Consider the following 10,748-nt stretch of genomic DNA (forward strand, 5'->3'; position numbering starts at 1 on the left):
GCCAGCACTCCTCCCGAGTGGTGGTGGTGGTGCAGGTCTCGTGGCAGAAACCTAGGAAATCGGAGGCGTCGCTGGCATGCCCGAAATGAGGCAACCTGCGAGGTCGGCGTCAGCGCTGAGGTGGCTGCCAGCCCGCCGTGTTCGCCAGTCCGACCGCCGCGAGCTGGGAGGAGACCTCCAGCTTCGAGAGGATCGCCTTGACCTGGGTGCGCACGGTCGCCTCGGACACGAAGCTGCTCGCTGCGATGTCGCGGACCGTGCGGCCCTGCATCAGCTCGCCGAGCACGGCCTCTTCGCGCGGCGTCAGCAGGGCGAGTCGCCGCTGGAGGGCGACGCGCTCGAGCCCCTGCTCGTGCCAGTGGCTGATGAGCGCCTCGCGCTCGGCCCGGTCGATGACCGGGAAGCCCTGGTTGATGCGCCTCACGGTCGAGAGGATCTCGTTCAGCGGCTGGGACTTGCTGAGCACCCGGCGGGCGCCGTGTCGGAGGCTCTCGCCCCAGCGGGCACGGTCGTTGGAGGCGGTGACGACCACCACGTTGGCGCCGGCCTTCACCATCGGTGTGATCAGGCGGACACCGTCGCCGACGCCGCCGAGGTCGAGGTCGAGCAGCACGATGCGTGGACGCAGTCGCACGACGGCCGACAGCACGGCCTGGGCGCCGCCCTCCTCGGGGATCGGGATCCGCTGCACGTCGTACCCCTCGAGGTTGAGCGCGAGCTCGAGGGACTCGGCGAACAGCGTGTGGTCCTCGACGATGAGGACCTTGAGCTTGCTGCGTGGAGTCGGCTCGCTCATGACCGGACGTCCAGGCATGCAGGGTGAGCGGCCGCGGCGAGCGACAGCACGAACCGCGCCCCGTCGCGCCCGGGGGCCGGGTCGAACCGGAGGTGACCGCCGAGCCCTTCGGCGAGCAGGCGAGCGCTGGCCAGCCCGATCCCCTCGCCGGGTGATCGGACGCCGCGCGCACCCCACGTGAAGAGCCGTGGGCGCAGCTGGGGATCGACCCCCGGACCGTCGTCGCTGACGGAGACCTCGACGTCGTCGCCGACCGTGCGCGCCTCCAGGCGGACGATGCCGCCGGCGGCGTGTCGCCGGGCGTTCGAGAGCAGGACGTTGACGATCTCCGCGACGTCATCGGGACGGGCGATCACGACCTGTCCGCCGGGCTCCCACGCGATCGGCAGCCCGTCGGACTCGTGCCGCACGACCACGGGCCTCAAGGTGGCGTCGAGCTCGGTCGGTCCGGGGGCGGCCGTCGAGCGGTTGCCGAGGAGCCGGTCGAGCCGGCGCAGCTCCGCGGCCGTCATGTGCTGGAGCTGGTCGCGCCGCGGCCGGCTGATCTCGGCGCGGTGCAGGAGCTCGGTGGCGGTCGTGATCCCGGCGAGGGTGCTGCGGATCTCGTGCAGGCGCGCCTGGTCGGTGTGCCGGTCGTGCTCGACGGTCGCCAGGCGGCGGCGCAGCACGCGGAGCGCGGACACCTCGTCGACGATGGTGGCCCTCGCGCGGCCCGCCGCGGTCAGCAGGAACAGCGCGGCGGCGATCGTGTTCGCCACGGCGCCGGCGAACAGCACCCACTCCGTCGAGCCGGCCGACATCGCCGTGACCTGGCCGATCGCGAGGAGCACCGTGGCGACGGCGATCCGGTGCCGGAGGTCGGCGGTCAGGATGGGGGCGCGCAGGAGGCGCGCGGCGTTCCACAGCCCGACGACTCCCAGGCAGGCGACGACGGCCGCGTAGACCACGGCCGAGGGGACCGGCAGGGCGAGCTCGAGCCTGGCGATCCGGAGCAGGACCAGCACCAGTCCGATCAGCATGCCGACGCACAACGGGTCGTAGCGCACGGGGAGGCGGTCACCGCACACGACCAGGGTCCAGAGTCCGGCGGTGACGACGATCTGGAAGAGCGCGGCCCAGGTCGACTGCGCCGCGGGGTTCGTGGTGTCGCCGAGGATCAGCATGAACCAGTTGAGCTCCTGCAGCGCGAAGGCCGCGGTCGCCGTCACCAGCCAGGCCATCAACCGGTCCTGGGTGAGGTGCCACTGGATGTAGAAGAAGACCGCGGCGCACAGGATGGCCACCCCGGAAACGAGCATGCACCGGGTGGCCGCGTCGCCGATGGCGTCGGCCCCGCCGCCCGCCTCACCGGCCGTCAGCGCCGCCACCACCAGGAGTGCCGCCGCACCGGCAGCGACGGTCGAGCGAACGGCTCCGTCGTACGTCACCGTGCCCTCCCCCTCCGGCGCTGCACCGAGACACCGCCTCGGACCTCGGCCAGCCCCCGGTCGACAGCCCTCACGACGGAATCCCGCGTGCAATGCCCTGTTGGCGTCAATATCGCTACTGAACGCCCCTGATTTCGACCGAGTTGATGACGTATCCCCCAGATTGGGGATAGGAACCGGCAACACTCGACCATCCCTCGTGCCCGAGTATGCCGGGGAGGAAGTCCTCCCGGGCCACTTTCCACTCCTCGAAGTGGAGGCGCATGCCGAATGCAGGGGACATTGCCGGTCCCTTGCTGCGCGCACTCGACGCGCGGCGCCACGATGGACGGCAATGCCCGCGCCCCCTCCTCCCCCCCAGAGTGCGGCGGTCGGATCGTCTCCCGGCGAGGAGCGAAGCCCCACCGTCGGAGTCGTGCTCGCCTCCGACCAGCACCTGATCGCGGAGGCCGTGGCTGCTGCGCTGGCGAGCCGGGGGTTCCGGATCACCGTGCTCGCCTGGCCGCGCGGAGGCCGCGCCACACCCGTGCAACGCCAGCTCGGCATGATCGTCGCGGACGTGGGCGTCCTCCTGTACGACGTCGACATGTCCCTGCGGATGACGGAGGCGAGGGGCCTGCTCCGGTCGTGGTCGGGACCGTGGCTCGTGCTCACCGGCACGTCCCCGGGCCCGGTCTGGGGCGGCCTGGGCAGGTCCGGCGCCGCCGCGGTCCGACCGAGCAACCTGTCCCTCTCGGAGGTGGAGTCGCTCGTCCGCCGCATCGCCGCCGGGGACCCGGAGCCCGAGAGCGAGAGCGAGCAGATGGAGGAGTACGTCGCCGCCTGGCGCGAGCTGCAGGAGCGGCACGGGAACCTGCAGGGCCGGCTCGACAGCCTGGCTCCGCGCGAGCTCGAGGTCCTGGTGATGCTCTACCGGGGCGTGCGGGTGCAGACGATCGCACAGCGCCTCGGGCTGTCCGAGACGACGGTCCGCACCCAGGTCCGCGCCGTGCTGCGCAAGCTCGGCGCCCGGTCTCAGCTCGGCGCCGTCGCGATGCTGCACGCCATCGACAGGGCGCTCTGACCGCGGCGCGCCGGGGTCAGTCGACCGGCGACTGCCAGCCGACCTGGTGGGCCAGGCCGACGGCCGCGAGCTGGGACGAGACGCCGAGCTTGGCGAGGATCGACTTCACCTGGGTGCGGACCGTCGCCTCGGAGACGTACGACGTAGCCGCGATCTCGCGCACCGTCCGGCCGTGGGTGAGGTTGCCGAGCACCTGCGACTCGCGGACGGTCAGCTGCTCGAGCCGAGCGCGGACGTGCTGGTGCTGCGCGCGGCGCTCCTGCCACACCCGGAGCAGGTCGTCGCGCTCGCCCGGTGCGAGCACGGGCAGGCCGGAGTCGATGCGGCGCAGCACGGCGAGGATCTCGTTGAGCTGAGCGGTCTTGCTGATCGTCTTGCGCGCACCCTGGGCCAGGCACTGTCCCCAGCGCGCCCGGTCCTGGTCGGCCGTCACGACGACCACCGCGCATCCGCTCTGGACGAGGGAGGGCACCAGGCGCGCCCCGTCGCCGAACTGGCCGAGGTCGAGGTCCAGCAGGACGATGCCGGGCCGGCTGCGCGAGACCTGCGCCAGCAGGTTGGCCGAGCGGCCGGGGCTGGCCGGCACCTCGGCTCGGCGTACCTCGTATCCGGCGCGGGAGAGCGCGAGCTCGAGCGACTCTGCGAAGAGCGGGTGGTCGTCGATCAGCAGGACCCGCTGCCGGCGCAGGCCGCGACCGCTGGGCGGCACCACCCCGCTCGGAGCGGGCGCGGTGACGGACTCGCGGACGGTGGCGGTGGTCTCGTGCGTGGTCACGACGGCAAGGCTCGCCGAGAGCCGGTGGCCGGTGGGTCGCGATGCCGACCGGGATACCCCATCTTCGGGACGCGGCGGCCCGCCAGCCGGCCGCACCATCTCGATGCCGCCCATGGGGTGGCGGCGTCGGCTGCCCGGACGCCCGCAGACTTCTCGGGGTTGGCGGGAGCCGCGCAGGTGTCTCGATGGCTGACCGGCTGGCGAACCAGATCGGGTGACCTGTGGGGGGTCAGGTCACCCTGCCTCGCAGTATCAGCGCCGCGCCGGGTGGCGGTCATCACCAAAACTCGGCGACCGTCCGTCGGTGACCTGCTCCTCCAGCCGTCCCTTCCACTCGACGTAGCGGCGGTCGGTGACGGGGCAGCGGAACGTGCTGCGGCCGACGCTCTCGAGGGGTACGCCGGCGTGTCCGACCCAGCGCACCTGTCGAGCGGGCACGCCGGCGACCAGCGCGAAGTCCGCCACGTCCCGGGTCACGACGGCGCCCGCGGCGACCATGGCCCACCGGCCGATGCTCACGGGCGCGATGCAGACGGCCCGTGCGCCGATCGAGGCGCCCTCGCCGACGTGGACCCCCACGGGCTGCCAGTCGTCGGCGGTCTTGAGCACCCCGTCGGTCGTGACCGCGCGCGGGTAGGAGTCGTTGGTGAGCACGGCAGCGGGCCCGATGAAGGAGTTGCTCTCGACGAAGGCCGGCTCGTAGACCAGCGCGTCGTCCTGGATCTTGCACCGATCGCCGATCACCACGCCCGGGCCGAGGTAGGCGCCCCGGCCGATGATGCACTCCCTGCCCACGACGACCTCTTCCCGCACCCGGGCGAGGTGCCAGATGACGGTTCCCTCGCCGATGATGGCGTCGGGATCGACATCGGCGGTGCCCTGGACCGTGGTCTCTGGAGAGATCGTCATGCCGACATCAGAAGGCACGGTCGGTGTGCTCGGGCGCTAGTTCCGGGCCGCTCCCCAATAGTCGGGACCGGGTCGGCGGCCGATCGGCTCCGCCGAGGGTCACCGACGAGGGCCGACGTCGTCGCGCCAGTCCTGCCACTGTCGTCGCAGCACCGTCGGCAGGTCGCCGGCGAGCGCCTCGTCGAGCAGCGCCACCTGGGCACCGGTGAGCGTCAGCGCGGGACGCGCCCGGCCGACGACCTGGGCGAAGGCCTGACCGCGAGTCGCCCAGCGGGGCGCCTCGCGCAGGTAGCGCTCGACGTACGGCGCGAGGAGCTCCGCCTGCTCGGGGGACCAGAGCCCGGTGAGGTGCGCGCTGAAGGCGCGGTTGCCGACCGCCGGGTCCGCGGCGTCGCGCCAGGCCGCCTCCTTCGCGTCCGTGGTGGGACGAGCGGCCAGCGCCGTGGCGGCGCCGACCTCGGCGTCGGTGCCCGGGTCGCGGGTCCGCTCGGCCTCGATCCGGTCCGCGTCGAGGGCGCCCAGGGCCGCCAGCCGGCGGACGACCTGCCAGCGCAGGGTCGGTGGGAGCGCCAGCTCGCCGACCCGGCCGGTCTCGAGCCAGCCGGCGAGCCCCTCGGCGTCGTGCGACCCCGCTGCCACCCCCTGCGCGAACGCCAGGGCGAGCTCGGGCGACGTGGAGTGCAGGAGTCCGGTGCGGCACGCCGCCGCGAGCCGCTCGAGGGCGTCGCCCGCCCTCGCCGCCGGGACCCGGAGGACGACCACCCGCCGGAGGACGTGGGCGAGCACTGCGGTGACGACGGTGGGGTTCCCCTCGCCCGGCAGGTGGCGCTCGACGACGTCGACGAACGTGCTCCCCGAGAGTTCGCCGGTCTCGACCCGGTCGACCAGCGAGGCCCACAGCACCGCCCGCACCAGGTCGTCCTCGATCCGGCAGAGGCCGTCGTCGATCGCCCGCCGCGACCGGTCGTCGAGCACGATCCGGGCGAAGGTCTCACCGTGCGCGTTGGGCACGACGACCCGACCGGCGAGGGCGGGCAGCGGCACCGGGTCGTCGGCCACGTCGACGAGCAGGCTGTCGGTCTCGACCAGCGCGTCGTCGTACGCCGTGACGCGCACGCGGTGCGGCCGGATGCCGTCGCGGTGGAGCACCGGGACGTCGCCGTCGCGCTCGACGCGCACGGTGTCGAACCCACTGTGTCGCAGCCACACCTCCACCCACGCGCGGACGTCGCGGTCGGTCGCCTCCGCGAGCGCGTCGACGAAGTCGGGCAGCGTGGCGTTGGCGAACCGGTGCCGCGTCAGGTGGAGGTTGACCCCGCGCAGGAAGGGCTCGTCGCCCAGCCAGGTGGCGAGCTGCCGGAGCACGGAGTTGCCCTTCGCGTAGGAGATCGCGTCGAAGATCGTCGCCGCGCTGTCGACGTCGGGCACCTCCTCGGGTCTCGGGGCGACCGGGTGCGTCGAGCGTCGCTCGTCGGCGACGTACGCCGTCGGCTTCTGCGTGACCTCGTGCGCGACCTGCGCCCCGGACCAGCCGGCGGCGTCGGCCGCCACCCGGTAGCCCATGTAGTCGGCGAAGGACTCCTGCAGCCAGGTGTCCTCCCACCAGGTCATCGTCATCAGGTCGCCGAACCACATGTGCGACATCTCGTGGGCGATGATCGACGCCCGCAGGACCCGGACGTCGGCGGGCACCTGGCCACGGGGGAGCAGCTCGTCGCGGTAGGTCACGCACCCGGGCATCTCCTGGGCGCCCCAGTTGAGCCCGGGCACGAACACCTGGTCGTAGGAGTCGAACGCGTACGGCTCGTCGAAGATCTCCGCGTAGTGGTCGAAGCAGTCCTCGGTGATCGTGCGGAGCTCGTCGGCGTCCCGCGCGAGCTCCTCGGCGAGCGACGCGCGCGCGTGCCAGGCGAAGGGCAGGCCCGCGTGCTCAAAGCGCTCGGACGCCCAGGGGCCGGCGGCCACCACGAACAGCGCCGGCGGGATCGGCGGGGTCGTGGTGAAGGTCCACCGGCCGTGCTCCGCGGCGAGCGTGCGTCCGTTGGCGAGCACGGTCCAGCGCGGGTCGGACACGACGCTCGTGGCGATCGGCGCCTTGAGGTCGTTCTGGTCGAAGCACGCGAAGACCTTCTGTGCGATGTCCATGCCCAGGTAGGCGCCCACGTAGGTCTCGCCGTCGGCCGGGTCGACGAACCGGTGCATGCCGTCGCCGTCGGTGACGTACGGGAGCCGGCCGTCGACGACCACGACGTTCGCCTCACCGTCGGGGTCGGTGCGCAGGTGCTCGAGGCGGATCCGGTGGCCGTCGTACGACGCGTCCGTGGTCGCGCCGTTGACGGTGACCGACAGCTCCTCGGCCGCCGTCAGCTCGAGGAACGTCGACGGGAGGGTGGAGCGGAAGCGCACGACCGTCCGGGACCCGAACGTCGCACCTCCGGCGTCGCTCAGGTCGAGCGCGACGGCGTACTCGACGTCGGAGAGGGCGGCGGCCCTGGCGCGGGCCTCGGCGAGGGTGAGGGAGGGCACAGCTTCGGACACTACGACGCCGAGGTGTCGGACCTCGCGCTCCGGGCAGCCGAGGAGCTGGATTTCGCCTGATCGCGGCGGCGCCGCTAGGCTTGCGAGGTTGCCTCGGCGAGGGAGCGCGTCACGTGCTCCGTGATCGACAGGGCTGGCTGGACCTCCCGGGTCTGCCCGCTCGATCTGCAGGGTGCTCGATCTGCAGCGTGTCGAGCCGAGGCCCCTGAGACGCAAGCACGACCACAGCCAGCACGCACGAGGAGTGACAGTCGCGATGAGCGAGAAGATCAAGGCCGAGGCCCGCACCGAGTTCGGCAAGGGTGCCGCCCGTCGCATCCGCCGCGACGACAAGGTCCCCGCCGTCATCTACGGCCACGGCAACGACCCCGTCCACGTGACCCTGCCGGGCCACGAGACCATGATGGCGCTCAAGCACGGTGGCGCGAACGCGCTGCTCGAGCTCGACATCGACGGCAAGACCCAGCTCGCGCTGACCAAGCAGGTCCAGATCGACCCGATCAAGCGCCACCTCGAGCACGTCGACTTCGTCGCGGTGAAGAAGGGCGAGAAGGTCACCGTCGAGGTCCCCGTGCACCTCAACGGCGACGCCGCCCGCGAGACGGTCGTCGTCACCGAGACCGCCACCATCCAGCTCGAGGCCGAGGCGACGCACATCCCCGAGTACGTCGAGATCGACATCGACGGGGCGACCGCGGGCACCCAGATCCACGCCTCGGACCTCAAGCTCCCGTCCGGCAGCACCCTGCTCCTCGACCCGGAGACGCTGATCGTCAACGTCACCGAGCAGATCTCCGCCGAGGCCCTCGAGGCCGAGCTGGAGGAGGCCGAGGCCGAGGCCGGCATCGAGCGCGAGGAGCACGAGGGCGTCGCGGAGGGCGAGACCGCCGAGGGCGAGTCCCCCGCCGAGGCCGAGGGTGAGGCCGCCTCGGAGGAGTGATCCTCCGCTCGCGGTCGTCGAGCCTGTCGAGACCCAGAAAGGGCCGGGATTCCATGGCCGACTCCACGCCCGTGTGGCTGGTGGTCGGGCTGGGGAATCCCGGCCCGACCTATGCCGGCCATCGGCACAACGTGGGCTACCTCGTCGTCGACGAGCTCGCCCGGCGCATGGGCGCGTCGTTCCGCGCCCACAAGTCGGGCCGCGCCGACGTCGTCGAGGGTCGCCTCGGCACGCCCGGTACGCCGGGTCCGCGCGTCGTGCTGATGAAGGCGCGCTGCTACATGAACGAGTCGGGCGGTCCCGTCAAGCAGCTCGCCGGCTTCTACAAGGTCCCCCCGGAGCGGGTCGTCGCGATCCACGACGAGCTCGACATCCCGTTCGACACGATGCGGGTCAAGCTCGGCGGCGGCGACAACGGGCACAACGGCCTGCGGTCGATGCGTTCCTCGCTCGGGACCGGCGACTTCCACCGGGTCCGGGTCGGGATCGGCCGGCCCCCGGGCCGCCAGGACGTCTCCGACTTCGTGCTCTCCAACTACTCCTCGGTCGAGCGGAAGGTGCTGCCCTTCGGCATCGACAAGGCGGCCGACGCCGTCGAGTCGCTCGTGACCGAGGGCCTCGAGCGGACCCAGCAGCAGTTCAACTCCTGATCCCCTCTCCTAAGGTGACCCCGTGACGTTCGAACCCCGTACCCCGCCCGCCGCAGCCGCCACCGACGACCACGTCCTCGCGACCTGGCTGGCCACGACCGCCGGCGCCCGTCTGCTCGAGGTGCGCGGCGAGGGCCTCGAGGGTCGCGAGCTCAAGGACGCCGGCGACCGCGCCGCGCACGAGCTCCTGATGAGCCTGCTCGCCGAGCACCGTCCCGGCGACGCCGTGCTGTCGGAGGAGGGCAAGGACGACAAGGCCCGGCTGCGCAGCAGCCGCGTCTGGATCGTCGACCCGCTCGACGGCACCCGCGAGTTCTCCGAGGTCCCGCGCGACGACTGGGCCGTGCACGTCGCGCTCTGGCAGGACGGCGACCTGGTCGCCGGCGCCGTGGCGCACCCGGCGCTCGGCGAGACCTTCAACACCGGTCAACCGCCGGTCGTGCCGCCCAGCAGCGCGGCCCGGCCCCGGATCGCGGTCTCCCGCAGCCGGCCGCCGGAGTTCGTGCACGCGCTGGCCGAGGAGCTCGGCGCCGAGCTCGTCCCGATGGGCTCGGCCGGGGTCAAGGTGATCTCGGTGGCACGCGACGTCACCGACGCCTACGTGCACGCCGGTGGCCAGTACGAGTGGGACTCCGCCGCGCCGGTGGCGGTCGCCCGGGCCGCCGGCCTCTTCACCTCGCGCATCGACGGCTCACCCCTGGAGTACAACCAGGACGACGTCTACCTGCCCGACCTCATCGTGTGTCGTCCCGAGCTCGCGGACCGGATCGTCGCCTTCGTCAAGGAGCACGGCGTCACCTCCGCCGGGTGACCCGCCGATGATCCGACACCTGCTGCTCGACGCCGACGGCGTGGTCCAGAGGATCCCCGGTGGCTGGGAGGAGCCGGCGCGGCGGCTCCTCGGCGACCGGTCGCCGGAGATCCTCGAGGAGCTCCTCGTCGCCGAGCTGCCCGCGCTGCGCGGGCAGGGCGACTTCGTGCCCGAGCTGAGGCGCGCCTTCCAGCGGCACGGCATCGACGGCGACGCCGACGAGCTGTACGCCGCGCTCTGGAACCGCATCGAGGTCTCGGACGAGGTGGTCGAGCTGGTGCGCGGGCTCCGCGGCGCCGGCTACGGCGTGCACCTCGCCACCAACCAGCACCGCCAGCGGGCGGCGTACATGCGGACGGAGCTCGGGTACGACGAGCTCTTCGACGTCAGCTGCTACTCCTGCGAGCTCGGCCTGGCCAAGCCCGAGGTGGCCTACTTCGAGCGAGCCGTGGCGATGATCGGCGCCGACCCGGGCCAGGTGCTCTTCGTCGACGACAGCCTCCCCAACGTGGAGGGCGCCCGGTCGGCCGGCCTGGCCGCCGAGCACTGGCGGCTCGACGACGGCCTGCCGAGCCTGCTGAGTGTCCTCGCGCGGCACGGCGTCGAGGTCGAGCCAGACGGTGGTTGAGGAGGGACGAAGTCCCGTCTCGAAACCACCGAGACCTGCACGACTGCGGTGGTTTCGAGATGGTTCCTGAGGAGGTTGCGCTGGTAACCGTCTCGAAGGGCAGGCGCCAGCGCGCCTTCCTCAACCACCGTGACCTGCCGACTGCGGGGGTTTCGAGACAGGCGCCAGGGCGCCTTCCTCAACCACCGTGAGGCTCGGGTGGTTTCGAGAC

At 72.5% G+C, this 10,748-nt stretch carries 10 protein-coding genes; 5 read left to right on the plus strand and 5 right to left on the minus strand.

The features are described 5' to 3' along the window. Positions 1–109: 109 nt before the first annotated feature. Together PZ894_RS08350 and PZ894_RS08355 are read right to left on the minus strand one after the other, a co-directional pair. Positions 110–796: a response regulator transcription factor gene (locus PZ894_RS08350; RefSeq protein WP_275744040.1), complete on the minus strand. Its 687-nt coding sequence runs from the start codon at positions 794–796 to the stop codon at positions 110–112. Then, positions 793–2,223 carry a sensor histidine kinase gene (locus PZ894_RS08355; RefSeq protein WP_275744041.1) on the minus strand — a complete coding sequence of 477 codons (1,431 nt, stop codon included), beginning with the start codon at positions 2,221–2,223 and terminating at the stop codon, positions 793–795. Before PZ894_RS08355 ends, PZ894_RS08350 begins: the two co-directional genes overlap by 4 nt. Positions 2,224–2,638: 415 nt before the next feature. On the opposite strand from PZ894_RS08355, the gene PZ894_RS08360 reads away from it, so the two are divergent. Beyond that, positions 2,639–3,286 (plus strand): LuxR C-terminal-related transcriptional regulator, encoded by a 648-nt coding sequence (locus tag PZ894_RS08360; RefSeq protein WP_275744042.1) that lies wholly within the window; start codon positions 2,639–2,641, stop codon positions 3,284–3,286. 16 nt (positions 3,287–3,302) lie between these two features. Here PZ894_RS08360 and PZ894_RS08365 read toward each other — a convergent pair whose 3' ends face one another. From PZ894_RS08365 to pepN, 3 genes are all read right to left on the minus strand, one after another. After that, positions 3,303–4,061 (minus strand): response regulator transcription factor, encoded by a 759-nt coding sequence (locus PZ894_RS08365; RefSeq protein WP_275744043.1) that lies wholly within the window; start codon positions 4,059–4,061, stop codon positions 3,303–3,305. A gap of 252 nt (positions 4,062–4,313) precedes the next feature. Further along, a complete protein-coding gene (locus PZ894_RS08370; RefSeq protein ID WP_275744044.1) occupies positions 4,314–4,970 on the minus strand; it encodes an acyltransferase in 657 nt (218 codons plus the stop codon). A gap of 99 nt (positions 4,971–5,069) precedes the next feature. Then, positions 5,070–7,496, minus strand: coding sequence for an aminopeptidase N (gene pepN, locus PZ894_RS08375; protein WP_275744045.1), 2,427 nt, complete (start codon positions 7,494–7,496; stop codon positions 5,070–5,072). A gap of 268 nt (positions 7,497–7,764) precedes the next feature. On the opposite strand from pepN, the gene PZ894_RS08380 reads away from it, so the two are divergent. Genes PZ894_RS08380 through PZ894_RS08395 form a run of 4 tightly spaced genes read left to right on the plus strand, consistent with a single transcriptional unit; the run spans position 7,765 to position 10,537 of the window. Beyond that, the gene (locus tag PZ894_RS08380; RefSeq protein ID WP_275744046.1) at positions 7,765–8,448 is read left to right on the plus strand and encodes a 50S ribosomal protein L25/general stress protein Ctc; all 684 of its coding nucleotides are present in this window, start codon (positions 7,765–7,767) and stop codon (positions 8,446–8,448) included. 53 nt (positions 8,449–8,501) lie between these two features. Further along, positions 8,502–9,098, plus strand: coding sequence for an aminoacyl-tRNA hydrolase (gene pth, locus PZ894_RS08385; RefSeq protein ID WP_275744047.1), 597 nt, complete (start codon positions 8,502–8,504; stop codon positions 9,096–9,098). A gap of 22 nt (positions 9,099–9,120) precedes the next feature. Then, positions 9,121–9,909, plus strand: a complete 789-nt coding sequence (locus PZ894_RS08390; protein WP_275744048.1) for a 3'(2'),5'-bisphosphate nucleotidase CysQ — start codon at positions 9,121–9,123, stop codon at positions 9,907–9,909. 7 nt (positions 9,910–9,916) lie between these two features. Continuing rightward, entirely contained in the window at positions 9,917–10,537 is a 621-nt protein-coding gene (locus PZ894_RS08395; protein WP_275744049.1) for an HAD-IA family hydrolase, read from the plus strand. The last annotated feature ends 211 nt before the right edge of the window (positions 10,538–10,748 follow it).

It is taken from the genome of Nocardioides sp. YIM 152315, assembly GCF_029210375.1.
Classification (GTDB): domain Bacteria; phylum Actinomycetota; class Actinomycetes; order Propionibacteriales; family Nocardioidaceae; genus Nocardioides.